At 68.0% G+C, this 23818-nt stretch carries 22 protein-coding genes; 10 read left to right on the forward strand and 12 right to left on the reverse strand.

Annotation, left to right across the window (positions count from 1 at the left end; all coding sequences use genetic code 11):
• Positions 1 to 361: 361 nt before the first annotated feature.
• Positions 362 to 928 (reverse strand): phosphoribosylglycinamide formyltransferase, encoded by a 567-nt coding sequence (gene purN / locus ACFV4R_RS19215; protein ID WP_377204159.1) that lies wholly within the window; start codon positions 926 to 928, stop codon positions 362 to 364.
• A gap of 39 nt (positions 929 to 967) precedes the next feature.
• Here purN and ACFV4R_RS19220 point away from each other — a divergent pair, with 39 nt between their 5' ends.
• The gene (locus ACFV4R_RS19220; protein WP_377204158.1) at positions 968 to 1399 is read left to right on the forward strand and encodes a hypothetical protein; all 432 of its coding nucleotides are present in this window, start codon (positions 968 to 970) and stop codon (positions 1397 to 1399) included.
• A gap of 49 nt (positions 1400 to 1448) precedes the next feature.
• Here ACFV4R_RS19220 and ACFV4R_RS19225 read toward each other — a convergent pair whose 3' ends face one another.
• Positions 1449 to 2762 carry a DUF6350 family protein gene (locus tag ACFV4R_RS19225; protein WP_377204157.1) on the reverse strand — a complete coding sequence of 438 codons (1314 nt, stop codon included), beginning with the start codon at positions 2760 to 2762 and terminating at the stop codon, positions 1449 to 1451.
• Positions 2763 to 2882: 120 nt separating this feature from the next.
• Entirely contained in the window at positions 2883 to 3770 is an 888-nt protein-coding gene (locus tag ACFV4R_RS19230) for a DUF2382 domain-containing protein (RefSeq protein WP_377204156.1), read from the reverse strand.
• Positions 3771 to 4040: 270 nt separating this feature from the next.
• On the opposite strand from ACFV4R_RS19230, the gene ACFV4R_RS19235 reads away from it, so the two are divergent.
• Positions 4041 to 5198 carry a glycosyltransferase family 4 protein gene (locus ACFV4R_RS19235; RefSeq protein WP_377204155.1) on the forward strand — a complete coding sequence of 386 codons (1158 nt, stop codon included), beginning with the start codon at positions 4041 to 4043 and terminating at the stop codon, positions 5196 to 5198.
• Entirely contained in the window at positions 5195 to 6601 is a 1407-nt protein-coding gene (locus tag ACFV4R_RS19240) for a UDP-glucose dehydrogenase family protein (RefSeq protein WP_377204154.1), read from the forward strand. The genes ACFV4R_RS19235 and ACFV4R_RS19240 overlap by 4 nt, the downstream gene beginning before the upstream one ends.
• A gap of 52 nt (positions 6602 to 6653) precedes the next feature.
• Here ACFV4R_RS19240 and ACFV4R_RS19245 read toward each other — a convergent pair whose 3' ends face one another.
• Positions 6654 to 7520 (reverse strand): HAD hydrolase family protein, encoded by an 867-nt coding sequence (locus tag ACFV4R_RS19245; RefSeq protein ID WP_377204153.1) that lies wholly within the window; start codon positions 7518 to 7520, stop codon positions 6654 to 6656.
• A 218-nt stretch (positions 7521 to 7738) separates the two neighbouring features.
• On the opposite strand from ACFV4R_RS19245, the gene ACFV4R_RS19250 reads away from it, so the two are divergent.
• Together ACFV4R_RS19250 and ACFV4R_RS19255 are read left to right on the forward strand one after the other, a co-directional pair.
• Complete coding sequence (locus ACFV4R_RS19250; protein WP_015936364.1) at positions 7739 to 8008, forward strand: GlsB/YeaQ/YmgE family stress response membrane protein; 270 nt, start codon at positions 7739 to 7741, stop codon at positions 8006 to 8008.
• A gap of 156 nt (positions 8009 to 8164) precedes the next feature.
• Positions 8165 to 10357, forward strand: a complete 2193-nt coding sequence (locus ACFV4R_RS19255) for an EAL domain-containing protein (RefSeq protein WP_377204152.1) — start codon at positions 8165 to 8167, stop codon at positions 10355 to 10357.
• A gap of 42 nt (positions 10358 to 10399) precedes the next feature.
• On the opposite strand, the gene ACFV4R_RS19260 is transcribed toward ACFV4R_RS19255, so the two are convergent.
• Positions 10400 to 10954 carry a hypothetical protein gene (locus tag ACFV4R_RS19260; RefSeq protein WP_377204151.1) on the reverse strand — a complete coding sequence of 185 codons (555 nt, stop codon included), beginning with the start codon at positions 10952 to 10954 and terminating at the stop codon, positions 10400 to 10402.
• A 236-nt stretch (positions 10955 to 11190) separates the two neighbouring features.
• Between ACFV4R_RS19260 and ACFV4R_RS19265 the strand changes: the two genes are divergently transcribed.
• Positions 11191 to 11742, forward strand: a complete 552-nt coding sequence (locus tag ACFV4R_RS19265; RefSeq protein ID WP_377204150.1) for a dihydrofolate reductase family protein — start codon at positions 11191 to 11193, stop codon at positions 11740 to 11742.
• Between the two features lie 97 nt (positions 11743 to 11839).
• Here the strand turns inward: ACFV4R_RS19265 and mmuM are convergent, their stop codons facing one another.
• On the reverse strand, positions 11840 to 12784 hold the full coding sequence (mmuM, locus tag ACFV4R_RS19270) for a homocysteine S-methyltransferase (RefSeq protein WP_377204149.1): 945 nt from the start codon (positions 12782 to 12784) through the stop codon (positions 11840 to 11842).
• Positions 12785 to 12874: 90 nt separating this feature from the next.
• Between mmuM and ACFV4R_RS19275 the strand changes: the two genes are divergently transcribed.
• Complete coding sequence (locus ACFV4R_RS19275; protein WP_377204148.1) at positions 12875 to 13642, forward strand: IclR family transcriptional regulator; 768 nt, start codon at positions 12875 to 12877, stop codon at positions 13640 to 13642.
• Here ACFV4R_RS19275 and ACFV4R_RS19280 read toward each other — a convergent pair.
• Together ACFV4R_RS19280 and ACFV4R_RS19285 are read right to left on the reverse strand one after the other, a co-directional pair.
• Positions 13639 to 14400 carry an IclR family transcriptional regulator gene (locus ACFV4R_RS19280; protein WP_377204147.1) on the reverse strand — a complete coding sequence of 254 codons (762 nt, stop codon included), beginning with the start codon at positions 14398 to 14400 and terminating at the stop codon, positions 13639 to 13641. The genes ACFV4R_RS19275 and ACFV4R_RS19280 overlap by 4 nt on opposite strands.
• A gap of 184 nt (positions 14401 to 14584) precedes the next feature.
• Positions 14585 to 16021 carry an amino acid permease gene (locus ACFV4R_RS19285; protein ID WP_377204146.1) on the reverse strand — a complete coding sequence of 479 codons (1437 nt, stop codon included), beginning with the start codon at positions 16019 to 16021 and terminating at the stop codon, positions 14585 to 14587.
• Between the two features lie 274 nt (positions 16022 to 16295).
• On the opposite strand from ACFV4R_RS19285, the gene rlmC reads away from it, so the two are divergent.
• A complete protein-coding gene (gene rlmC, locus ACFV4R_RS19290; protein WP_377204145.1) occupies positions 16296 to 17423 on the forward strand; it encodes a 23S rRNA (uracil(747)-C(5))-methyltransferase RlmC in 1128 nt (375 codons plus the stop codon).
• On the opposite strand, the gene ACFV4R_RS19295 is transcribed toward rlmC, so the two are convergent.
• The gene (locus ACFV4R_RS19295; RefSeq protein WP_377204144.1) at positions 17420 to 18058 is read right to left on the reverse strand and encodes an FMN-binding negative transcriptional regulator; all 639 of its coding nucleotides are present in this window, start codon (positions 18056 to 18058) and stop codon (positions 17420 to 17422) included. The genes rlmC and ACFV4R_RS19295 overlap by 4 nt on opposite strands.
• Before the next feature lie 28 nt (positions 18059 to 18086).
• A complete protein-coding gene (locus tag ACFV4R_RS19300) occupies positions 18087 to 19040 on the reverse strand; it encodes a DMT family transporter (protein WP_377204143.1) in 954 nt (317 codons plus the stop codon).
• On the opposite strand from ACFV4R_RS19300, the gene ACFV4R_RS19305 reads away from it, so the two are divergent.
• Positions 19039 to 20445: a PLP-dependent aminotransferase family protein gene (locus ACFV4R_RS19305; RefSeq protein ID WP_377204142.1), complete on the forward strand. Its 1407-nt coding sequence runs from the start codon at positions 19039 to 19041 to the stop codon at positions 20443 to 20445. The genes ACFV4R_RS19300 and ACFV4R_RS19305 overlap by 2 nt on opposite strands.
• A gap of 122 nt (positions 20446 to 20567) precedes the next feature.
• Positions 20568 to 21368 carry a hypothetical protein gene (locus ACFV4R_RS19310; protein ID WP_377204141.1) on the forward strand — a complete coding sequence of 267 codons (801 nt, stop codon included), beginning with the start codon at positions 20568 to 20570 and terminating at the stop codon, positions 21366 to 21368.
• Here the strand turns inward: ACFV4R_RS19310 and ACFV4R_RS19315 are convergent, their stop codons facing one another.
• Both ACFV4R_RS19315 and ACFV4R_RS19320 read right to left on the reverse strand, forming a co-directional pair.
• Positions 21369 to 22190, reverse strand: a complete 822-nt coding sequence (locus ACFV4R_RS19315; RefSeq protein WP_377204140.1) for an SDR family NAD(P)-dependent oxidoreductase — start codon at positions 22188 to 22190, stop codon at positions 21369 to 21371. It lies immediately after the preceding gene.
• Between the two features lie 181 nt (positions 22191 to 22371).
• On the reverse strand, positions 22372 to 23775 hold the full coding sequence (locus ACFV4R_RS19320; RefSeq protein ID WP_377204139.1) for a GntP family permease: 1404 nt from the start codon (positions 23773 to 23775) through the stop codon (positions 22372 to 22374).
• Positions 23776 to 23818 lie beyond the last annotated feature (43 nt).

The raw sequence follows: 23818 nt of genomic DNA on the forward strand, positions 1-23818 counted from the left end.
CCCAATCCTCCACTGTGATCACCCACCCAATCGTTTGGAACGGGTGGCTCAGTTTTCAACCGTCACAATGGCTCAGTTTTCGACCGTCACCGACAATACCGCGGCTGGGCGACTTCAACGCGACATGACGCAACCGCCTGAGGCTCACGCCGGCGTCGACCGCGTCCTGGAAAGTGAATGGCAGATCGGCAAGTGGCGTTGGCAGCGGGCGAGGGGTCTTCACGGCAACATAATTGCAAAACCTTCACCAAGGGATCGGGTTATCCACAGGCTAAGCACGCCTACTGCCAACTGACTGGCAGTTGTTGTCGTTCTGAAGGCCCAAAACGACAACAACTGCCAGTTAGTTGGGAGATGCGGCTCAGGAGGCAGCGGCGAGGGCTGCCAGGGTGGAGACCAGCAGCCGGCGTTCCACCACCTTGATGCGCTCGTGCAGGGTCTCTTCGGTGTCGGCGTCCTCGATGTCCACCGCTTCCTGGGCGATGATGGGTCCGGTGTCCACGCCAGCGTCGGCCCAGTGCACTGTGCAGCCGGTGACCTTGACTCCGTAGGCCATTGCGTCACGGACTCCGTGGGCACCGGGGAACGCCGGAAGCAGGGCGGGGTGGGTGTTGAGGTACTTGCCGCCGAAAGCGTCGATGAATTCCGGGCTGACGATCCGCATGAACCCTGAGGACACCACCACATCCGGCTGGAACGCGGCCACCGCCTCGGTCAGTGCGGCGTTCCACTGGGCACGGTCCGGGTACTCCTTGAAGTCCACCACAAAAGTGGGAATCCCGGCCGCGGCCGAGCGCTCCACGCCGTAGGTGCCGGGCCGGTCAGCTCCGACAGCGGCGATGTCCACGTCCAACTCCCCCGCCTTGACCGCGTCAATGACAGCCTGAAGGTTGGAGCCGGTACCGGAAACGAGGACTACGATGCGCATGCGTCTAGCTTATGGGCAGGCTCGCGTAGGCTGGAAAACATGAACTCCACACCGGAACCGGCCAGGCCCCAGCGGACAAAAGCGCCGCTCAGCGAGGCTGCAAAAGCCTCCCGGGCCAAGACGCACTCACTGTTCCGGATGTTCATCGTGTCCGTTCTGGGGTCGTTCTTCGTCTACCAGCTGGACGTCCGTTACCTCTGGCTGACGGGAATCCTGACAGCGGCCGCACTGGCCCTCGGCATCGTCTTGTTGATCCGGTGGTTCCGTTCGAAGGAGTCGCGGCTGATTCTGTTCGCCACCATCTGCGGCCTGATGGTGACCGCCGGCATGGTGCTGCTGACCCTGGCCTCGGCCCTGTTCTTCAACCAGGCAACGGAGTATCAGGCGTGCGTGAACCGGGCGCTTACGGACCAGGCACAGCGGAGTTGCCAAGTGCAGCTGGAGGGTTCACTCCCCCGCCCGGCGCCGTAGCAGCGCCTTTGCTGACAGGCCAAGGACCTCAGGAGCGCAAGCCTCGCGGCTAGTGGACCAGCTCCACGTCGTCGTCTGCCACGGCCCGCTCACGTTCCAGCCACGGCCCGGCAGCGTAACCGATCACGACGCCGGCACCCACCTCCGCGGCCAACCAGACTCCCGTCCACAAAGGGTCGGGACCGATCTCGGTCAGCCGGCCGATGCCGGCCGAGCCGCGGGCAAGCCAGGCCAGCCCCATGGCGAGCAGTCCCGCCGCGACCCCTGCCAAGACTCCCAGGACCAGGGTGGACACCGTGGCGGTGAACCAGCGGGCGTGGACCTTGATGGAGAGCCACTCGTCGAAGTGGTTTTCGCCTTCCCGGAGGAACCACCAGCCGGCCAGCACGCCGGCGATCACCGGAACCAGGAGGGCCACGAACGCGTAGTCGAGGGCGCCGGCGGGAATGGCAGCCAGTACCGGGATGGATGGCAGGGGCCCCACGGCGGTACCCAGCGGGCCCACCTGGGAACCGACTCCCATGGCGAAGCCGGAGCCCGAGGTCCAGGCGAGGGCGAAGACCACGAGGTTGGGAAGGTAGCCGAGCTGGGCGACCGTGAGGGCCGCACCGCCGGCGGCACCGGCGTCGAGCGCTTCGTAGACGGCCAGCACCAGGTTCCAGTGGACGAACAGGTCCAAGGCCAGCAGCACCGCGGCCAGTGACAGGGCAGCGGCAACCGCCACCAAACCGGCCTTCACCACCGAGGCGAGGTAGGACCCTGCCCACCGTGAATGCTGGCTGGTCCGCGAGATCCAGTCGACGGCGTCCACGCCGATCAGCCGGCTCCACGATCCGGCTTCGCGGCGGGCGCCGATGACCATGCCCAGGGCGAAGGGAATCAGGGGGACCACCATGGCGTACCCGAGGTTGATGCCCACGTCCGGGGTGCGGCAGACGAAGCCGGTGGCCACGCCGAACGCCGAATAGACCACCCATGACCCCAGCAGCGCCTGCCACAGCTGGTCCGTGTAAGAGGCCCGGGCCAGGCGTCGCCCGGCCCGCCAGGCAAGCAGGAAGGGGATCAGTGTCAGCCCGAGGGGCACCAGCGTGAGCAGGCCTGAGCCGGTGTGGGATGCTGCGGTGGATCCGGCCGCTGCCAGTTCCAGCGGGACACCGTGCACCAGGAGCCAGGACTGGCCGGCGAGGCGGGCCAGCGTCTCAAACCCATCGTCCTGGAAGCCGGCCGTTGCCCAGACGGCAATGATGGGAACCAGCACGGCCAGCGCCGAGATGATCGCCGCCTGCGCTGTTTCAATAGCTCCCTGCAGCCACAAGGGCATGGGAAGGCCACGGTCTCCGGTCTGGTCAGCGCGCAGTTTCATCGTGATCCATGGTGTCACGCCGGGCCCGCACTGCCCGCCAGCGACAGGCCCCGGAGTGCGGGCACACGAATGCCGGGAGCCCCTGAAGGGACTCCCGGCATTCGGATAGCGTGCGTTACGTCAGAGGCGCTTGTCGTCCCCGGTGCGGCGGCCGCCGTCCAGGCCGTCCGCGTCGATGTGCTCCTTGCGGACTTCCTCACTCACAGTGACGTCGTCCTGGACCACTTCCTTGTCGAGCCGGACCCGCTCCACCGGAACGGTTTCCTTCTCCACCACGGGGCGCTCCTCGTGCAGGGTCACTTCGTGTTCCTCTTCGCTGATGTCCGGTCCGGAGAGTGCGGCGCCGCGGTTTTCGTCCGTGATCGGCTCGCGCTCCAACCGGACCTCCTCGCGCTGGACAGGAACGGTCTTCGTGACGTTTTCCGTAGTGACGTACTTCCGCAGGCGGACCCGGCCGGCTGCTTCGCGTTCGGTGCCGACGTTCAGCCGCTCCTCGGACCGCGTCATAGCGTCGTCAGTATTGGGGCCCGAGGTGTCCTGCCCAACGCCGCGGCCGCCGTCGTAGTCCCGTTCGCGGCTGGCGTCGCCTCCGCCCGTGACCCCGGCGGTGGGGGTGCCGGCGTTCAGGTCGGCATCACCCTGCAGGTCGACGTCGTTGCGCGTATTGTCCTGCGACTCCGAGTACGTGGTGGCCCCACGGTCGTAGTGCGTGTACAGCCGGTCCTCCTCCTCGGGGGTGAGGTGGCCGTCGACGTCGACGCGCGGGGCGTCCTTCACATGGTCCTTGGTGTAGGGGACCACCAGGTCGTCGTCCTGGCTGCGCGCTCCCTCGACGGGGATGAAGGACTGGGACGTGCCGAAGAGGCCCGTCTTGACGGTGACCCAGGTGGGCTCACCCGTGTCGTCGTCTGCGTAGAGCTGGCCAATCGAACCGATCTTGTCGCCGTCGGCTCCGATGACGTTGCCGCCCTTGTGGAGCAGGGTCTCAATGTTTTCCCGGTTGAGCATGACTTCTCCTTGGATGGTCGTTGCACTAGGCATGCGCCAGCTGCGGATTTTCCGGCACGGGATTCCCCCGGTCTTCGGCTCCCGCCCCGTTGCTTGAGGCACTGCGCTGGCTGCCCCACTACAGTAAGCATGCTTAGCATCAAATGGGAAGTCTGCTTAGTAATTTTCACAGAGACCCGCGACGGCGCACTCCCTGCTGTTCACCGAACCTTTCCCTCCGGGCCATGCCTTCACACCCGCCGCGTCAGGGCCGGCGCCCACCGTGGAGGAGTGAGGATCGCAATTGTTGCTGAATCATTCCTGCCGCTGATGAACGGGGTCACGCACTCCATCCTGCGGGTGCTGGACCATCTGCAGGAACGGGGCGACGAGGTCCTGGTCATTGCGCCGTCAGCGCACGACGGCGGTGCGGAGAACCACGTCAAGGGCGCGGAGATCCACCGGCTTCCGGCAGTCCCGCTTGCGGGATACGCGAACGTCCGGGTGGCGATGGGCGGTGTGTACCGGGTCAAGCGAATCCTTGCCGACTACGCACCGGACGTCGTCCACCTGGCCTCGCCGTTCGTCCTCGGCTGGCGGGCAGCCCAGGCGGCGGCCCAGCTGGGCATCCCCACCGTGGCTGTCTACCAGACGGAGGTTCCCGGCTACGCGGCCCGCTACGGCGTCCCCTTCCTGGAGAACTGGGCCTGGAACCGTGTGGAGAACATCCACCTGCTCGCCTCCCGGACCCTGGTGCCCTCCACGTTCGCGCTGAACCAGTTGCGCGGGCGCGGCATTCCCCGGGTGCGGATGTGGCGCCGAGGGGTGGACACGGCCAGGTTCTCGCCGGAAAAGCGCGACGACGGGTGGCGGGCTTCGATAGCCCCGGCGGGCCGCCGGCTCATCGGCTACGTGGGCAGGCTGGCCGTGGAAAAGCAGGTGGAGGACCTCGCCGCCCTGGCCGGAATGCCGGACACCACCCTGGTGATCGTTGGTGACGGCCCCCAGCGCGCGGCCCTGCAGGAAACCCTTCCGGGAGCAGTCTTTACCGGATTCCTGGGCGGCGACGACCTGGCCCGCGCGGTGGCGTCCTTTGACCTCTTCGTCCATCCGGGCGAGTTCGAAACCTTCTGCCAGACCATCCAGGAAGCCATGGCATCCGGAGTGCCGGTGGTGGCCACGGGACGCGGCGGACCGCTGGACCTGGTGGAGAACTCCCGGACCGGCTGGCTCTACGAGCCCGGTGACCTGTCCGCCATGCGCGGCCACGTCCTGGACCTCATGGGCGACGACGCCAAGCGCCGGGCGTTCGCCGCCGCGGCGCACGCCTCGGTACAGGCCCGCACGTGGCCGGCCCTGTGCTCGGAACTGATCAGCCACTACACGGACGTCATTGCCGAACAGCCGCTGCTGTCCGGTCCGTACAAAGCCAAGGGAGCTGCTCTATGAAAATCTCGGTGATCGGCTGCGGCTACCTGGGCGCCGTGCACGCGGCCACGCTTGCCTCGATGGGCCACACAGTGGTGGGCATCGATGTGGATCATGCGAAAGTGGAACAACTGGCCCGGGGTGCAGCCCCCTTCCACGAACCAGGCCTGGACGAGCTGCTGCAGGACGGCAGCGCCACGGGACGGCTCCGGTTCTCCGCGGACATCGCGGACATCGCCGGCGCCCAGGTGCATTTCCTGTGTGTGGGCACCCCGCAGGACAAAGCCTCCGACGCCGCCGACCTGTCCTACCTGGTCTCCGCCACCCGGGCCCTGCTGCCGCACCTGGCCGCAGGCGCCGTCGTCGTGGGTAAATCCACGGTACCGGTGGGCACTGTGGACATGCTGCGCGGGGTGCTGGGACGGCGTCCCGATGTCCTGCTGGGCTGGAACCCCGAGTTCCTCCGGCAGGGCACAGCAGTCAAGGACTCGCTGGTGCCGGACCGCCTGGTGTACGGCGTGGACGGCGGAAAGGCCGCTGCGTTCAACCGGTCCACCGGCGCACCCGTAGGTGTGGCGGCGGCCCTGGATGCGGTCTACGAGCCGCTGCTGCGAGCAGGCATTCCCCGGCAGGTCTGCAGCTGCGCCACGGCAGAACTCATCAAGTCCGCGGCCAACGCGTATCTGGCCACCAAGATCAGTTTCATCAACGCGGTGTCTGAGCTGTGCGATGCGTCCGGCGCGGACGTGGCGGAACTCAGCGAGGCCATGGGACTGGATCCGCGGATCGGCAACCGGTACCTTCATGCCGGGCTGGGCTTCGGCGGTGGTTGCCTGCCCAAGGACATCCGCAGCTTCCGGGCGCAGGCCACAGGCCACGGCGTGGATGCGGTGGCGGACTGGATGCAGCTGGTGGACTCGGTCAACCTTGGCCAACGGCAGCGCACGGTGGACCTGGCGGCGGAGCTCTGCGGCGGTACCGTGGCCGGCCGGACCATCACCGTGCTGGGCGCCTCCTTCAAACCGGACACGGACGATATCCGCGACTCCCCCGCCCTGGACGTGGCAGACCGCCTCGCGGCGGCCGGAGCACACGTGACAGTCACCGACCCCAAGGCCGTGAACAACGCGTGGCGGCGCTACCCCCGGCTGCGGTTCGAGGCCAAGGCAACCCGGGCCCTGGAAGGCGCAGAACTGGTGCTGCTCCTCACCGAGTGGGATGAGTACCGCCGGCTGTCCCCCGCCCTTGCAGGCGGCCTGGTACGACGGCGGGTGTTGCTGGATGCGCGCAACGCACTGGACTCCGCGGCCTGGCAGGCCCAGGGCTGGGTGGTGCGCGGCCTTGGCACGCGCCCGGACTCATCGGCTGTCACACGGCCGGAGCCGGCTGGAACGATGGCGCCGGCGCAGCACGCACGTCGATAGCCACCGGTGCCCGGAACCGGGCCAGGCAGGTTCCCGTCCGCCAGTGGACGTATCAGTCCAGGAGGCCCAGGCCGGCGAAGGCGAGCGCCACGCCGTTGCCGGCCGGGCCGGGGGTGATCCGGTCGGCGACGGCGACCACGCCGGGGTGACCGTCCTCCACCGCGATGCCCACCCCGGCATATTCGAGCATTTCGATGTCGTTGGCGCTGTCGCCGATGGCCACAATGTCCTCCCGGCGGAGGCCCAGGCGCTCCTCCACCACCCGGATGCCCACCGCCTTGTGGGTTCCGGCCATGAAGATCTCGCCGGCTGAGTCGCCAAGGGCGGACAGCGAACTGGGGATGAGCCCCACCTGCGGGCCAAGGCCACCCATGAGGCGGGTCAGCGGTACCGGGGAATCGAAGCAGGAAATCTTGGCGAAGGACGTGCCTCGCAGGTCGTCGCTGTACTGGACAGGTCCCAGGATGTCCTCCACAGGATCCACGTCGGTGCTGAGGACGCCGTCGTGCCGGGAACGGCCGGCAAAAACGGGGGCCAGGACCCGCCGGAGCCGCTCGCCCACTCCGGTGCGGCCATGCAACGCTTCGGGAGCCTCCAGGATGTAGGCGACGTCGTGGGCGTCCAGGGTGTCCACGATGAGGGCCGCCACGTCGGGCTCGAAGCGGGTGTCCTTGAGTACCTCCCCGTTCATTTCCACCCGGGCACCCGCGCCGGTGATCACGCCGTCGAACCCTGCCTCCAGGATGTGGGCCGGCACCATGGACAGCGGACGCCCGGTACACACGAAGACCAGGTGGCCGCGGCGGCGCACTTCCTGCACCGCTTCCACGTGGGCTGCCGGGGCCAGGCCGTGGTCCGCGTATGTCCCGTCAATGTCGAGGAATATGGCACGTGGGCGGTCAGTTTGCTGGCTGGACATGCCGGACTCCTTGGTGTTGCTTCGGGGACAATTCATCCTATCGAAGGCCTTGAATATGGCGTCCCTCCAGGCCAAGAGGGCTGATCAGGCGGGTATTTACGGGGAAAACTGATAGTCATCCTGTGATATTCAAAGCCTTGCAGCGAAGTAAGCACGCTGATTGAATTAGGGAACCGGAGATGGGGGCACGGCACAACTTACTAATAAGGAGTGAGAGCATGGGCATTCTCGGATTTCTCATCTTGGGCTTGATCGCCGGCGCAATCGCGAAGGCTATCCTGCCCGGCCGTCAAGGCGGAGGCTGGGTGGTAACAATGGTCCTCGGCGTAGTCGGCGCTATCCTCGGTGGCTGGATCGGATCGCTGATCTTCGGCGGCGGCCTGGCCGAATTCTTCGATATCCGGACCTGGCTGCTGGCTATTCTCGGATCCATCGTGGTCCTGCTGATCTACGGTGCAGTCATGAACCGCAGCGGGCACCGGGCCTAGCAGTCCCTCCCCTTCCAACAAATGAGGAACGCCGTCCCGGCAGCGGGGCGGCGTTTCTGCGTTCCGGGCCCGGACCGGGATTCGTGCCCAATCCGTAGTGAAGCTGGCCCCCATTCCCGGCAGTTCGCACCTTATGATGTGCGAGGGGGTGGTGTTATGGCTGAATCCAGCCACGAAAGCACAATGGCAGTCCGGACGTTCGAGGCGATGCTTGACGCCAGCCCGGATGCCTTCCTGGCCCTCGCGGCGGATGGCACCATCACCCTGGCCAACAAGGCAGCAACAACCCTCTTCGGGCTGGACCGCAGGTTCCTCACCGGCCTGGATTACCGGACCCTTCTGGCTGACCGCTCACACCCGGAGGTGGACAGGCTCTTCCACCAGATCCTGGCCCGGTCCGCCGAACACCCGCGGGAAGTGGCCTGGGTCCACGCCGACGGCACCAGCTTCTCCGCCGAAGTGGCCGGGTCCCTCCTCCCCGCCGGGCCCGGTCAGCTGGCCGCTGGTGCAGGGCCCGGCGCCGGCGAAGCCACGGACACCGCGCCCGACGACGGCGTCCCGGCCAGGGCACAGGTCCTCCTCTCGGTCCGGGGTACTTCGCACCGGCAGGCCACGAATGCGGACCTTCGCCAGGCGATGTCCCTGCTGACGTCCACCCTGGAGTCCACCGCGGACGGCATCCTGGTGATGGGCTCCGACGGCACCGTGGCCGGCTACAACGACCAGTTCCTCACCATGTGGGGCATTCCCCGCAAACTCATGGAAGGTGAAAGCGCGGACCCGATAATGGAGCGCATCACCAGCCAGCTCACCGATCCCGGGGCGTTCCTGGCCAGGCTCATGGAGGTCCAGGGCAATACCACCGCCGAGAGCCACGACGTTGTGGACTTCACGGACGGCCGCACCTTCGAACGGTATTCCCGCCCCCACAAGGTGGGCGATGACGTCGTGGGGCGGGTGTGGAGCTTCCGGGATGTCACTCCCCGCCGCAAGGCCCAGCAACAAGCGCACCAGGCGATGCTCGACTTGGCGGAGCAGGCGGAAAAGCTGCGCGTCATGGCCTTCCAAGACCCGCTGACCGGCCTGGCCAACCGGGCCGTGTTCAACGACGCCCTGGCCGGGTCGCTGCAGGAACCCCGGCTCAAGTCTGTTGATGTGCTGCTGCTGGACCTGGACGACTTCAAGGAAGTCAACGACCTCCTGGGCCACCAGGCCGGCGACGACATGCTGATCGAGGTGTCCCGCAGGCTCCGTGGCTGCGTCCCCGCCGCGGATGTGGTGGCACGGCTGGGCGGCGACGAGTTCGTGGTGCTCCTGACGGCCTGCCCCAACGTGGACGAAATAGCGGCGTGCATTGTGCGCTGCCTGCACGTACCTGTCACCATCAGCGGCCGTGCGCTCCGCCCCAGCCTGAGCCTCGGAGTGGCATCGCGGGGGCGGGACGAGGTGGGCCCGTCGGAGCTGCTGCGCCAGGCGGACATCGCCATGTATGCGGCGAAGGCCGCCGGAAAGAACCGCTTCCTGCGGTTCCACCCGGACATGATGGCTGCCCTGGTGCAACGGACGGACATGGAAAGCGGCCTGCAGTTCGCCCTGCAGGGCGGGGAGATCTCGGTGGATTTCCAGCCCATCGTGTCGCACCGCAGCGGGCAGGTGGTCCAGTTCGAGGCCCTCGCACGGTGGGACCGCGGCGCCGGGCGGGTGCCGCCGTCGGACTTCATTCCCCTGGCCGAACGCACGGGACTGATCCGGGACATCGGCCTTGAGGTGATGGCCCAGGCCATGGCGCAGCTGGCGGACTGGCTGGGCGAGGACCCGGCACGGTCGCTGGCCGTGAACGTGTCCGGCGTGCAGCTGCAGGAACACGACTTTGCCGCGAAGGTGCTGGGCCTGGCGGAGACCAACGGCGTGGCCGCCCGCCAGCTGGTGCTGGAAGTCACCGAGAGTGTGTTCTTCCACGCCGACTGCGACCTGATCAGGCAGCTCAGCACGTTGCGGGACGCGGGCGCCCGGGTTGCCCTGGACGACTTCGGCACCGGCTACTCCTCCCTGGGGCGGTTGCAGGACCTGCCGGTGGACACCGTGAAGATCGACAAGACCTTTGTGTCCATGGTGCGGACCGGAAGCGAGCGCCTGCCCATCCTCAGTTCCATGATCAACATGGCGCACAGCCTGGGGCTGACCGTCACCGCGGAGGGAATCGAGACGGCCTCACAGGCGGACTACCTCACGGCGCTCGACTGCGATGCGCTGCAGGGCTACCTGTTCTCGCTTCCGGAGCCGGCCGCGCGCCTGGGGCACGCGCTGCGCCAGGCCGAAGAGGTACTGGGCGCGCTGCACCAGCGCTAGCCGGCGGCTGCGGCACACGTACGACGCCGAGCCGTCCGGCTGTTAGGCTGCCTGCCTGCCGCCGGGCTGCTTGGGCTTCTTTCCCGATCCCAGGGGCTGGCCTGCCGGCCGCTGCGGAGTGGCCGGACGGCCCTGCGGCTCGCGCGCTTCGGGTGCTGTGGACTGGGCGTGGTCGTACGGTGCAGGGTCCTGGGCGGATGACCCGGCGGCCGGCTCCGCGGCGATGGATTCCCGGGTAACGGCCGGGGCGTCGTTGGCCTGTCCGGCTGATTCCCCGTCAAGGGCGTACTCAATGACGCCGTCCTCGTTAACAGCGTTTTCAGCCGGGACAAACACATCAGCGGGGTTTGCCATGGCGGCGCGGTTGCGGCGCCAGCGGCGGATGAGGTCCACGGCGGCCAGCAGGCCCGCCAGCGGAGTGAGCACCGCAGCGGTGTACACGAAGAGCAACCAGGTGAGGGTGGTCAGCGGAGGCTGGTTGTTGTGCAGGAGGGACAGCCCGCCAAGGATCCCCACGAGCCAGAAGAGGATGACCGCCGCGAGGACTGCTCCGGCGGGAAAGTACTGGTTCCGAACAATCTTCTTCAGGGTTTCCAATGCACTTCCTCCTTGCCTGGCCGGGGCTGCGGAAAGTGGCCGCATCACCCTAAGTATGGGGCCCGTTTCCGCCGAAACCCGGCAAGACGCCACGGCGAGTGATGAACGTAACTGGAGGGCCGCCGTCGTCCCCGTTTTTGGCGGCAATCAACCTCGCCTTGGCGGTATTTGGTCTTCCGCCGGCCCGGCCCGGCGCATAGGTTGTTCCTTGACCCCACGAACCCGGGAGGACCCGCATGCGCAAAGTTACGGCCGGACTGTTCCACTCCATTGACGGAGTGGTTTCGGATCCGTTCAAGTTCCAGTTCGACAGCTTCGACGATGAGCTCGGCGAGGGGCTCACCACCATGATGAACACCGTGGACACTGTGGTGCTGGGCCGGAAGAGCTACGAGGAATGGGCGTCCTACTGGCCCAACGCGTCAGCTGACCAGGACTTCGCCGCGTTCATCAACCCGGTGCAGAAGTTTGTGGTGTCCCGGACGCTGAGCGAGCCGTTGGAGTGGCAGAACTCCCGGCTGATGGACGCGCCGCTGGAGGAGTTCGTCGCGAAGCTCAAGGAGGGCGACGGCGGTGAAATTGCCGTGTGCGGCAGCATCTCCGTCACCCGGCAGCTGCTGTTCGCTGGGCTGCTGGATTCGCTGCAGCTCATGACCCACCCCGTGGTGGCCGGCAGCGGCAGGCGGCTGTTCGAGGACGGTGATCCGCTCACCCGGCTGGTCCTGCTCGATGAGAAACGCACCAGCAAGGGCAACGTGCTCAGCACCTACGGACTTCGCGGCGACTAAGCTGCTCCGCCGCCGGGGCACGGCCCGCTTGCCACAGGCCGCCGATCGGGGGCACCTTGAAGCGGACACGCCGGGATGGTGGGCATTCGGCCCGGATTCAGCGGTTGATGTGCCCCGCGACGGCGGAGATGTCGGCCGGCGTGGTCCGGCAGCACCCGCCGATGATCCGGGCGCCGAGGGCCTGCCAGGCGGGGACGCCGTCGGCAAGCGCTGCGGGGGCCGTGGCGGCTGCCGGCGCTGCGTCCCAGGTTTTGGTGCCCGCGTCGTAGGTCTCCCCCGAATTCGGATAGGCCACCAGCGGCTTGCCGGTGCCGCTGCGGAGGGCAGTGAGCGCCGGGGCAACCAGCGCCAGCGGCACGCAGTTGACCCCGACGGCGGCCACGTGGGGCTCCGCGTCCAGGAGTTCCGCGACGGCGGGCAGGGGCGTGCCGTCACTGATGTGCCCGGCGTCGCGGAGGGAAAACGAGAACCAGGATTCGACGCCGAGGTCCCGGGTCAGTTCCGTCAGGGCCTGTGCTTCGGCGAAGGAGGGCAGGGTTTCGCAGGCCAGGACGTCCGCGCCGGCAGCGGCCAGGGCTTCGAGGCGGGGACGGTGGAAGGCCCGGAATTCGGCGGGTGTCAGGGCGTAGTCGCCGCGGTACTCCGAGCCGTCGGCAAGGTAGGCACCGTACGGCCCCACGGATCCCGCGATGAACAGGGGCCCGGCCTCCGGGTGGTGGGCCAGATGCTCACGCCGTGCCTCGTCGGCCAGCTGCACGGACAGGGCCACGAGGTCCAGCGCCTCCTGCTCCGTCATGCCGCGGCCGGCGAATCCCTGCGGTGTTGCCTGGTAGCTCGCGGTGGTGGCGATCCTGGCACCTGCCGCAAAGTAGTCCCGGTGCACGTCCCGGATCAGGCCCGGTTGTTCCAGCAGGACCTTGGCCGACCACAGCGGATCGTCCAGGTTGCAGCCGCGCACCTCGAGTTCCGTGGCCAGTGCGCCGTCGGAGGTCAGGGATTCCCCGGCGTCGAGCAGGGCGGACAGCGTGGGGATGGCAGGCATGATCGTCACTATACGCATCCAGATATGCCGATGCCGGGTGTTACGTCCCCGTGAACGCGCCGGAACCGCACCCCAACTACACTCGGAACCATGTCGAAATCCTCCAGCATGGGCCGCGGAATCATGGCCCTGCTGGCTGTGGGATCCCGCCACGCGGCCGAGCGTCCGGGCGGCACCGTGGCTGAGATCGCCGCCGGCCTGGGCAAGGACCGCAGCCAGGTCTCACGGTACCTTCGCAGCGCGGAGCAGGAGGGCTTCCTGGCCCGCGCCGTCCACCGAACGTATGCGCTGGACTGGGCGGTCTTCACCGGCGCCCAGCAGCTGACGGCACGCCGGCTGGAATCTGACGGTGCCACGGCCCTGGACAACCTGGCCGGCGAAACTGATGAAGCCTGCTTCCTGGGCATCCTGCACGGGAACAGCACCGTGACTATCGGCGAAAGTGTTCCGGCCAGCAGCAACCTGGTGGGCTCCTGGCTGGGCCGGCCCTACCCCGCGTACTGCAGCGACGCCGGGCAGGCAGTGCTCTGGGAGGCCTCCGACGAGGAAGTCCGCACCGTCTTCGCGGACGTCGACTTCGTCCGGCACGGGCCCAATACGCCGGACAGCGTGGAAGAGTTCCTGGCCAGGCTGGAAGCGGCACGCATCCGGGGCTATTCGGTGGTGGACCAGGAGGCGGAACCGGGACTATATTCACTGGCCGTCCCCGTCCGCGATTTCAAGGGCGAGGTGGTGGCTGCCCTCCAGATCGTGGGGATCAGGGACCGGTTGGAACCCCGCCGGGAGGCCTGCGCCGCGGCGCTGCTCCAGCAGGGACGGTGGCTCGAAGCGGAGTTGGGGTACCGGCCTCGGGACTAGCGGGGCACAGCCGCAGCGCCAAGCCGTACCGCGGCGTTGGCCAGGGCAGCGGCCGCGTCACGGCGCTCCGCCAGGCCGGGACCGCCGAGCACGCTCAGCGCGGCCCGCACTTCTCCTGATCCGTCCCGCACGGGCACGGCCAGCTCAACAACGTCATGCTCGAATTCCTCGACGGCGGCTACCACCCCGGCCTGGCGGTCCCGGGCCATGAGCTCCCAGACACCGTCGATGGTGTGCGCCGCGCCAGGCCCGCCGATACCAATGAAGTTCACGTCCTGCAGCAGCCCCTCCAGGGCCGGCCGGTCCAGGTCCCACAGCAGGGCCCGGCCGGCACCCGTGCACCACACCGGGCTGACCATGCCGGGCTGGACGAAGCTGCCGGGTACGGAGTCGTTGCTGGAGTTCCGGAGCAGGATGGCCCGGTAGCCGTCGCGGACAGAGAGCCTGGCACGCAGGCCCAGCGCGGAAACCAGGGATTCGAGTTCGGCCCGGGCGGCGAGCACCCAGCCGGTATTGAGTGCCGCGGCCAGGCTGAAGTATTCCGGCCCGGCCCGGAAGGGACCACGCTCCGGGCGTTCGAGTAGTCCAAGGTCGCAGAGTTCCTGGGCCAGCCGCGACACCCTGCTCTGGTCCATGGACAACGCCGCAGCGAGCTGGGATACGCCCAGGAGGGGCCGCCCGGATTTCTCCCTGTCCACCACCAGCCGGACAATCCGGAGCCCCTGCGCCATTGACGACGCCTCAGCAGATGAATCCACGCTTTCCCTGCCCCTCCCGCCGGTCACGCGCCCCATTCTTCCACGGCCTTGCGGCGCGAAGCCCGCGTAGCCAGCACATGGTCACCGCAGGCGGCCATCGCACCCAGGCCTCGGACGACGACGGCGCGCGCCGGCTAAGGTGCCGGGCGCACCTGCCGCACCTCCGTCGTCGTCCGTTCCCGGCTTAGCGCCGCGCCTGAACCGGCTTGCGGCCGTGCCGAAAGTGGAAGTAGAGGTAGCAGGCGGCCACGAACGGCACACCGAAGTACAGCGCCGGCGCCTGGGCGGGATCCAGGGCGATGCCGATCAGCGAAACGACGCACAGGGTGAACGCCAGGATGGGCACCAGCGGGAACAGCGGCGCCTTGTAGGCGAGGGTGGAGGTGTCGCCGCCGGCCCGGATGAACGCGCGGCGGTGGAAGAAGTGCGAGGCCGTGATGGACATCCAGACGCCCACCACCGCGAAACCGGCCGCGGACACCAGGACCAGGTAGACCGTCTCGGGTGCCACCACGCTGCTGATCAGGGAGGCCAGGCCGCCCACCATGCTCAGGGAGAGCGCGGCCAGGGGGATGCCGCGGCGGGTCAGTTTCTTGAGGGCACGCGGTGCATGGCCTTCGTCGGCGAGCGAGTAGAGCATGCGGGCGCAGGAGAACAGGCCGCTGTTGCCGGCGGACAGGAGCGCGGTGATGATGACGAAGTTCATGATGTCGGCCGCGAACGGGATGCCGATGGCGGAGAAGACGGTGACGAACGGGCTCTCGTCCAACCCCACCTCCGTATACGGGATGGTGGCCGCAATGACGGCGATAGCGCCGACGAAGAAGATGAGCAGGCGGATCAAGGTGGTGCGCATGGCCTTGGGGATGGCCGTGGCCGGGTCCTTGGTTTCGCCGGCGGCAACGCCGATCAACTCGGAGCCGGAGAAGGCGTAGAAGACGGCAAGCACGGTGACCAGGACGCCGGTGAAGCCGTTGGGGAACAGGCCGGACTCGGTGGCGAAGTTTTCGAACAGGAACGGGTGCCCGTCCCCGCCGCCGCCGAGCGGACGGAAGCCGAACAGTGCCGCGCCGCCCAGGACGATAAGGCCGATAATGGCGGCCACCTTGATGATGGCGAACCAGAACTCGGACTCGCCGAAGAACCGGGCGGACACCGCGTTGAAGCCGAAGAGGATGGCCGCGAACACCAGGCACCAGACCCACACCGCCACGTCCGGGAACCACCGCTGCATGAGCAGGCCGGACGCTGTGAACTCGGAGCCGATGGCCACGGCCCAGCAGAGCCAGTAGAGCCAGGCGGTGGCAAAGCCGGTGGCTGGCCCGATGGAGCGGGCCGCGTAAATATGGAACGCCCCGGACACGGGGTAGGCGATGGCCAGTTCACCCAGGCAGGCCATCACCAGGTACACCACGAACGCCCCGACGAGGTACGCGATCACCGCGCCCAGCGGGCCTGCCTGGGAAATCGTGTAGCCGGAGCTGAGGAACAGGCCCGAGCCGATGACGCCGCCCATGGCGATCATCACCAGGTGCCGCGGCCCCATGGAGCGGCGGAGTCCGGAGGTGACCGGCTGCGCCGGGTCCGGCCTGGTGTCGAGCGTAGGCAATGAGGGTTCCACGGGTTTCTCCAGTGTGGGTGATCGGTGCAGGTGGCGGCGGCGGTATCCGGTGCTCCGCGGGCCGGCGTGTTTCGCTGATGCGCTTCGCAGGGCCGGTGACCGAAGAAGTGAATGCCGACAGAGCCGAAAGTAGCACGGTTGCCGAATTTACGGTCATTAAAGGCATGGCGGCTTGATTATATTGCACGCTATTACGAGGGTGCCGGCGACGGCGGCACTCCCCCAGGTGCCGTCGTCGGGCGCCCACAAAGGCAGCGGGTAAAATTGGAGGGCCATGCGCTGTTCCTACTTTGATGCCGCCCGCTGCCGCTCCTGCACCCTGATGGGCACGCCCTACGGGGAACAGCTGGCCGGCAAGCAGGCCCACTGCCAGACCCTCCTCTCCGGCCACACGTCGCTGGAGTGGCTGGAGCCAGTGGCCAGCCAGGAGACCGCGTTCCGCAACAAGGCCAAAATGGTGATCAGCGGGACAGCCCAAAACCCCACCATCGGCATCCTGGATGCCGACGGCCACGGCATCGACCTGCGCAAATGCGGCGTCTGCTCCCCCGGGCTCCGCGCTGTATTTCCCGTGGTGGCCGCCTTCATCCGCACCCACCGCCTGACGCCCTACGACGTGCCCACCCGGAGCGGAGAACTCAAGCACCTGATCGTCACCGAGTCCCCGGACGGCGAGATCATGCTGCGCCTGGTGCTGCGTTCGGAGCAGCTGGTGCCGCGCATCCGCAAGAACCTCCCGGGCCTTCTTGCCGAACTGCCCCAGGTGAAGGTGGTGTCCATCAACCTGCACCCCGAGCACAAGGCGGTGCTGGAGGGTGACCGGGAGATCCTTCTGACGGAGCAGTCCACGCTGAACATGCGAGTGAACAACATCAACCTGCACCTGCGCCCGCAAAGCTTCTTCCAGACCAACAGCGCGATGGCCGCCGCCCTATACCGGCAGGGGCGTGAATGGGTCAGCGAACTGGCGCCGGCGTCCGTATGGGACCTGTACTGCGGCGTGGGCGGCTTCGCCCTGCACGTGGCCGATCCGTCCCGCACGGTGACCGGCATCGAAACCAGCAGCGAGGCCATCGTCTCGGCCCGGCTCAGCAGCGATGAAGCAGGGCTGCAGGGCATGGAATTCGAGGCCGGGGATGCCACAGCCTTCGCCCTTGCTGCCCGGCAGGCACCGGAGCTGGTCATCGTGAACCCGCCGCGCCGGGGCATCGGCAAGGACCTGTGCGGCTGGCTGGAATCCTCCGATGTCCGGCACGTGGTCTACTCCAGCTGCAATGCCCAGTCCCTGGCCCGCGACCTGGCCGCACTCCCCTCGTTCACGGCACGGCGGGCACGGGTCCTGGACATGTTCCCGCAGACCACGCACTACGAAGTGATGGTGCTGCTGGAGCGGGCCGGCTAGCCTTCCGGCGCCCGCTGGGCCAGGACGCGTTCGACGGCGGCCGCGCTGGCTTCCTGCCCGTCGGACCGCAGTCCGGCCACCACTCCTGCAACATCGGCGGCGGACCGGTTCTGGCTCAGCTTTTCCTTCGCCTCGATCCGGGTGATCAGCAGCTCGATGCCCACGATGGCGCGCAACTGCCCGGCGATGAACTTTTCGGGCGCGTCCCCCACGCTCCACGGGTGCTCGCGCTCCCCCTCATGACGGTCCGTCAGGCGGCGGACGTGCCGTGCCAGCCAGCCGGCGTCGTCATGGACAACCAGGCGGCCGTACACGTGCGCGGTGCTGTAGTTCCAGGTGGGCACCACCCGCCCGTGCTCGGCTTTGGACGCGTACCAGGACGGCGAAATGTAGGCGTCCGGGCCCTGGAGGATCGCCAGCGCCTCACCGGCAACAGTCGCGGAGGCCTGCGGGTTGTTCCGGGCAACGTGCGCGTGCAGGGCACCGTGCTCCCCCACGTCCGGCTCGTAGACGAAAGGCAGCAGCGTAGCCAGCAGACCGCCGTCGGTCATGGTGATGAGGTTGGCCGCGCCGGGGCTGGCCAGCAGGTGCCGGACGGCGTCGGGGCCGGCGGCGAAGTGGGCGGGAATGTACACGGAAATGTCCTTTCGGTGTGTGGGGAGGTCAGGCTGCCGGTTTGAGCCTGACGCGGACGGCGGCGCCGGCACAGAAGATGACGGCCAGGCCGCCGATCACGGTGGTCCAGGTGACGGCTTCGCCCAGCAGGAGCGCCGCCCAGCAGATGCTCAGCACGGGCTGCAGGAGCTGGATCTGGCTGACCTGCGCCATGGGGCCGATGGCCAGGCCGCGGTACCAGGCGAAGAAGCCGAGGAACATGCTGACCACCGCAAGGTAAGCGAACGCTGCCCACTGGGCGGGCGTGGCGGACGGCGGCTGGCTGGCGAGGTCGAACACGGCCAGTGCCAGCATGGGTGGGAAGGCGAGGACCACCGCCCAGGCGATGGTCTGCCAGGAGCCCAGTTCGCGGGCCAGCAGGCCACCCTCGGCATACCCCACAGCGGCGCACACCACGGCGCCGAGCAGCAGGAGGTCCGCCCAGTGCAGGTGGCCCATCCCGCCCGATTGCAGGAACGCGAACGCGAGGGCAGCCAGCGAGCCGAGCGCCATGACTGCCCAGAAGGCTGCCCGGGGACGCTCCCGGGTCCGTAGGATGGCGGCCGTAGCTGTGGCGGCCGGGAGGAGGGCGATCACCACGGCGCCGTGCCCGGCCGGAACGGCGGTGAGCGCGTAGGACGTCAGCAACGGGAAGCCCACGACGACGCCCCCGGCCACCAGCGCCAGCCTCGCCCAGGTGCGTGGTTGCGGAAGCCGCTGCCGCGTAAGCGCCAAGGCTGCGGCTGCAAGGACCCCGGCGACGACTGCACGGCCGGACCCGATGAAAATCGGGGACAGGCCCGCCACCGCCATCCGGGTCAACGGGACCGTGAAGGAGAAGGCCGCGACGCCAAGGAGCCCCCACCAGATGCCGGTGGACGTCCTGCTCGGGGCTGTCCCGCTGTACCGGACGGGTAGTATCACTGGCTCCGGAAGGGCGGTAGCGCTACTATGTTCTCTCATGAACAACGATAGCAGTTCGCGGATCGTCCTGGCACTGAGGACGTGGATCACCGCTGCCGCACCCGGGGCGAAGCTGCCGTCCACGCGCTCGCTGGTGGCCGAGTACCAGGCCAGCCCGGTGACCGTGCAGAAGGCGCTGCAGGCGTTGACGGCGCAGGGGCTGATCGAAAGCCGTCCTGGCGTGGGAACGTTCGTGCGTGCCGTCCGGACGGCGCGCCCCGCGGACTATGGCTGGCAGACCGCGGCGCTGGGGTCACCGTCGTCCTCGCTGCCGTCGTCGTCCACCATGCGAACGGTGCCCAACGATGCCATCTGGTTCCACTCGGGTTATCCGGACCGTGAACTGCTGCCGGAACGCCTGGTGCGCACGGCGCTGGCCAGGGCGGCACGCGGTGACGCCGCACTGTCCCGCCCGCCGGCAGCCGGGATGCCGGAGCTGCAGCAGTGGTTTGCCCAGGAGCTGGGGGCGGCGACGCCGGTGGGGATCACTCCCCCAACGCCGAGCGATGTGATCGTGCTGCCGGGAAGCCAGAGCGGGCTGAGCTCGATCTTCCGGGCGCTGGTGGGGGCCGGGCAGCCGCTGCTGATGGAATCGCCCACGTACTGGGGTGCCATCCTGGCTGCCGCCCAGACAGGCGTAAGGGTGGTACCGGTACCCAGCGGGCCGGACGGCCCGGACCCGGTGGGACTGGCCAGGGCGTTCGAGGAGACCGGGGCGCGCGCGTTCTATGCGCAGCCCAATTACGCCAACCCCAGCGGTGCACAGTGGGTGCCCGGCCGGGGCGGCGAGGTCCTGGAGGTGGTCCGCGCACACGGGGCGTTCGTCATCGAGGACGACTGGGCCCATGACTTCGGCATCACCTCAACCCCGGTGCCGCTGGCCACGCAGGACGATTCCGGGCATGTCATCTACATCCGCTCGCTGACCAAGAGCGTGTCCACGTCGGTCCGGATTGCCGCTGTTGTTGCACGGGGCCCGGCCCGGGAGCGGATCCTGGCGCACCGGGCCGCGGAGTCGATGTACGTCAGCGGGCTGCTGCAGGCAGCGGCGCTGGATGTGGTGACGCAGCCCGGCTGGCAGACCCATCTGCGGAGCCTGCGCCAGCAGCTGCATTCCCGCCGGGACCTGCTGGTGACCAGCATCCGCGAGCATGTGCCGGACGCCCACGTTGAGCTGCTGCCCAAGGGCGGGCTGAACCTGTGGCTGCGGATGCCTGACGGCACGGACCTGCCCCGGCTCACCCGCGACTGCGAGGATAACGGGGTCATCATCGCCGCCGGAACGGAATGGTTCCCGGCGGAACCAGCCGGACCGTTCGTCCGCCTCAACTACTCCGGCCCGAACCCGGCGGCGTACCCCCAGGGTGCCAAGGTGATCGGCGAGGCGCTGGCGCGGCAGGGTTGAGCCGGTAGAGCAGGATTCGCCCAAGAATTGATCAAGGTTGGCGCAGGGCCAGCTTTTCTCCCCCGCGCCGTGGCTACGCTGGCCGTGCACTTCGCATCCGGCACACGTCAATGGGGGCACAAATGAATACACGGAAGCACTCTTATCGGTCGCGCGCCGCAGACCCGAAAGCCGAGACGGGTGCCGGCAGCAGCGCCCGGGGGCACGGCACCAAGAACGGTGTTGCCGCGGCGGCCGCGGCCGCCGTCGTGCTCCTCCTGACCGGCTGCGGCGGATCCCCCGCCTCGCTCAGCGCTGCGACGGCAGACGAACCCACCAGCACAGCTGCGGCCTCGCCGACACCAACCGTCACGCCCATCTCCGGAACTGCGTGTGCGAGCGTAGACAGCCAGAAGTCCGCCAGTGGCACCACGTATATCTGCACAAAGGACGAGGCCGGTGCCGTCGTGTGGCTTGAGGCCTCCAAATCGCAGAATGTGAAGGAGAAGCTGGCGGCCGCTGCTGGTGCCAAGGCTGCCGCAGACAAGGCAGCAGCGGACAAGGCAGCTGCAGATAAAGCCGCGGCAGACAAAGCAGCTGCCGACAAGGCAGCAGCGGACAAAGCGGCAGCCGATGCCGCCGCGCAGGAAGCGGCGCGCCAAGCCGCGGAAGCCAAGGCCGCACGAGACGCCGCCGCAGCACAGGCTGCGGCCGAAGCCGCTGCAAGGGCGGCAGCAGCGCCAGCACCTAAAGCCGTGCCGGTCGCTCCTGCGGCCGGAACCGGTTGTGACCCGAACTACTCAGGATGCGTGCCTATCGCCTCGGACGTCGACTGCGCCGGGGGAAGCGGCAACGGTCCCGCCTACGTACGGGGGCCGGTACAGGTTATCGGCAGCGATATTTACGGTCTGGACCGGGACGGCGACGGTTTCGGCTGCGAGTAGTTAGGCGGGCTTGACCAGCTCTTCGCTCCTGTCCCACAGCTCGCGGGCCAGGACGGCGTCGTAAGCCTGCTTGTTCGCCTTGGCCAGAGCACGCTTGGCGTAGTAGGCACCGGAGATCCAGTCGGTGCCGGCCGTGCCGTTGATGAGCCACAGCATGGTGTCGGCGCCCTGGTCCGGGGTGAGCATGAAGCGGTTCAGGATGGTCTTGTACGCGTGCCGCATCGGACTCGCTGACTCCGCCGCGAAGTTGGTGCGGACCACGCCGGGGTGGAATGCCGCCGTCGTAATTCCGCGCTCGTGGAAGCGGCGGTGCAGCTCGGAGGTGAAGAGGATGTTGGCGAGCTTGCCGGTGCCGTAGGCGCGGTTGACGGAGTAGCTGTGCTCGGCGGTGAGGTCGAAGAGGTCCAGCTTGCCGAAGCCGTTGGCGGCGCTGGAGGTGTTGATGACCTTGGCGTTGCTGGCCGCGAGGGTTTCCAGCAGCAGCGTGGTGAGCAGGAAGGGCGCCAGGTGGTTGATCTGGAACGTGGCTTCGTTGCCGTCCACGGTCAGGGTCCGCTTGCCCATGATGCCGCCGGCATTGTTGGCAAGGACATCGATGCGGGGGTAGTCGGACTTCAGCTGCGCCGCGAGGGTGCGGACCTGCGCGAGGTCAGCGAAGTCGGCAACGAAGTAGTCGGCGTCGATTTCCTTGGCCAATGCCCGGGTCTTCTCGGCGGAGCGCCCCACGACCACCACTTTTTCGCCTGCCTTTGCCAGAGTCCGGGCGGCTGCTGCGCCGATGCCGTCGCTGGCGCCGGTGATCACGATGGTGCGTTGGGTCAAGGGGTGTCCTCTGCTCGGAGCGGCTGCGCCCTGCTCTTACGGATAGCACGGGCGCACATAGGGGGAACAACGACGGCGGGGCGGCCGGTGTTCCCACCAGCCGCCCCGCCTCGAAAGTAAGTAGCGCCAAGTGCCGTTTTGAGGGCCCAAAACGGCACTTGGCGCTACTTGGTTGGGGACGCTATCCCGCCAGCCCGGCCACCAGGAAGATGACCGCTGCGATGCCGAAGCCCATGACGCCGATCAGGGTTTCCATCACGGTCCAGGTCTTCAGTGTGGTCTTGACGTCCATGCCGAAGAAACGGCCCACCAGCCAGAAGCCGGAGTCGTTCACGTGCGAGACCACCACTGAACCGGCGGCCACGGCGATGACCATGGCGGCCACCTGCATGCCGTTCAGGCCGCCCGCGGCCACGGCCGGAGCGATCAGGCCTGCCGTGGTGGTGAGTGCCACGGTGGCGGAACCCTGCGCGATGCGGAGGATGGCGGAGATCAGGAAGCCGGCCAGGATCAGCGGGATGCCCAGTCCGCCCAGGACGTCAGCCAGGGCCTTGCCGATGCCGGAGGTGCGCAGCACGCCGCCGAACATGCCGCCGGCGCCGGTGATCAGGATGACGGAGCAGACAGGCCCGAGTGAGGACTCCAGCAACTGCTCCAGCTCGCCTGCGTCCTTGCCGCGCCGGGCGCCCAGGACGAACAGGGCAACGAGCACGGCGATCAGCAGGGCCACCGGGGTTTCACCCAGGGTGCGCAGGATCTGGAACCACTGCTGGTCCTTGGTGCCTTCGGCCAGCACACCGGAAGAGGCCATGGTGTTCAGGCCAGTGTTAATGAAGATCAGGGCCAGCGGCAGGAGCAGCAGGCCGATAATGGTGCGGAAGCGCGGCGGGTGGGACTCGGCCTCGGCCGAGGCGTGGCCTAGGATTTCCGGCACGGGCAGGACAAGCTTCTTGCCGGTGTACAGGCCGTAGAGGTAGGCGGTGACGTACCAGGTGGGGATGGCGACGATGAGGCCCGCGATGGTCACCAGGCCGATGTTGGCGTCGAAGAACGCAGCGGCGGAAACCGGACCCGGGTGCGGCGGCAGGAAAATGTGCATCACGGAGAAAGCACCGGCGGCAGGCAGGCCGTAGCGGAGCACGCCACCGCCCAGGCGGTGGGCCACTGCGAACACGACCGGCAGCATGACCACGAGGCCGGCGTCGAAGAAGATGGGGAAGCCGAAGATCAGGGAGGCGAGGCCCAGCGCGAAGGGGGCACGCTTCTCGCCGAAGATGCCGATCAGGTAGTCGGCCAGGACCTTGGCGCCGCCGCTGGTTTCGACGATGCGTCCCAGCATCGCGCCGAGGCCCACCAGAAGCGCTACCGTTCCCAGCGTGGTGCCGAAGCCGTCAATGAGGACCGGCACCACCTTGTTGGCCGGGATGCCGGTGGCAAAGGCGGTGGCGAGGCTGACGAGGATCAGGGCGATCAGGGCGTGCACGCGCAGCTTGATGATCAGGAACAGCAGGGCGAGGATCGCGGCTGCGGCGATGAGCAGCAGGGGACCTGCTCCCAGCGTCTGGGTCCATCCTTCGATGGTCATGGTTCTCCTTTGAAACAGTGCTTCTTGGTGGGGGTTCGGGGGT

Source organism: Pseudarthrobacter sp. NPDC059871 (assembly GCF_042731175.1).
Lineage (GTDB): Bacteria > Actinomycetota > Actinomycetes > Actinomycetales > Micrococcaceae > Arthrobacter.

Bases quoted from the DNA above. Each gene is read 5' to 3' on its own strand.
- ACFV4R_RS19320 (WP_377204139.1), bottom strand. From the start codon at position 23,775: ATGACCATCGAAGGATGGACCCAGACGCTGGGAGCAGGTCCCCTGCTG.
- ACFV4R_RS19310 (WP_377204141.1), top strand. From the start codon at position 20,568: ATGAATACACGGAAGCACTCTTATCGGTCGCGCGCCGCAGACCCGAAA.
- purN (WP_377204159.1), bottom strand. From the start codon at position 928: ATGCGCATCGTAGTCCTCGTTTCCGGTACCGGCTCCAACCTTCAGGCT.
- ACFV4R_RS19300 (WP_377204143.1), bottom strand. From the start codon at position 19,040: ATGAGAGAACATAGTAGCGCTACCGCCCTTCCGGAGCCAGTGATACTA.
- ACFV4R_RS19225 (WP_377204157.1), bottom strand. From the start codon at position 2,762: ATGAAACTGCGCGCTGACCAGACCGGAGACCGTGGCCTTCCCATGCCC.
- ACFV4R_RS19230 (WP_377204156.1), bottom strand. From the start codon at position 3,770: ATGCTCAACCGGGAAAACATTGAGACCCTGCTCCACAAGGGCGGCAAC.
- ACFV4R_RS19220 (WP_377204158.1), top strand. From the start codon at position 968: ATGAACTCCACACCGGAACCGGCCAGGCCCCAGCGGACAAAAGCGCCG.
- ACFV4R_RS19265 (WP_377204150.1), top strand. From the start codon at position 11,191: ATGCGCAAAGTTACGGCCGGACTGTTCCACTCCATTGACGGAGTGGTT.
- ACFV4R_RS19255 (WP_377204152.1), top strand. From the start codon at position 8,165: ATGGCTGAATCCAGCCACGAAAGCACAATGGCAGTCCGGACGTTCGAG.
- rlmC (WP_377204145.1), top strand. From the start codon at position 16,296: ATGCGCTGTTCCTACTTTGATGCCGCCCGCTGCCGCTCCTGCACCCTG.
- mmuM (WP_377204149.1), bottom strand. From the start codon at position 12,784: ATGCCTGCCATCCCCACGCTGTCCGCCCTGCTCGACGCCGGGGAATCC.
- ACFV4R_RS19240 (WP_377204154.1), top strand. From the start codon at position 5,195: ATGAAAATCTCGGTGATCGGCTGCGGCTACCTGGGCGCCGTGCACGCG.
- ACFV4R_RS19305 (WP_377204142.1), top strand. From the start codon at position 19,039: ATGAACAACGATAGCAGTTCGCGGATCGTCCTGGCACTGAGGACGTGG.
- ACFV4R_RS19250 (WP_015936364.1), top strand. From the start codon at position 7,739: ATGGGCATTCTCGGATTTCTCATCTTGGGCTTGATCGCCGGCGCAATC.
- ACFV4R_RS19275 (WP_377204148.1), top strand. From the start codon at position 12,875: ATGTCGAAATCCTCCAGCATGGGCCGCGGAATCATGGCCCTGCTGGCT.
- ACFV4R_RS19245 (WP_377204153.1), bottom strand. From the start codon at position 7,520: ATGTCCAGCCAGCAAACTGACCGCCCACGTGCCATATTCCTCGACATT.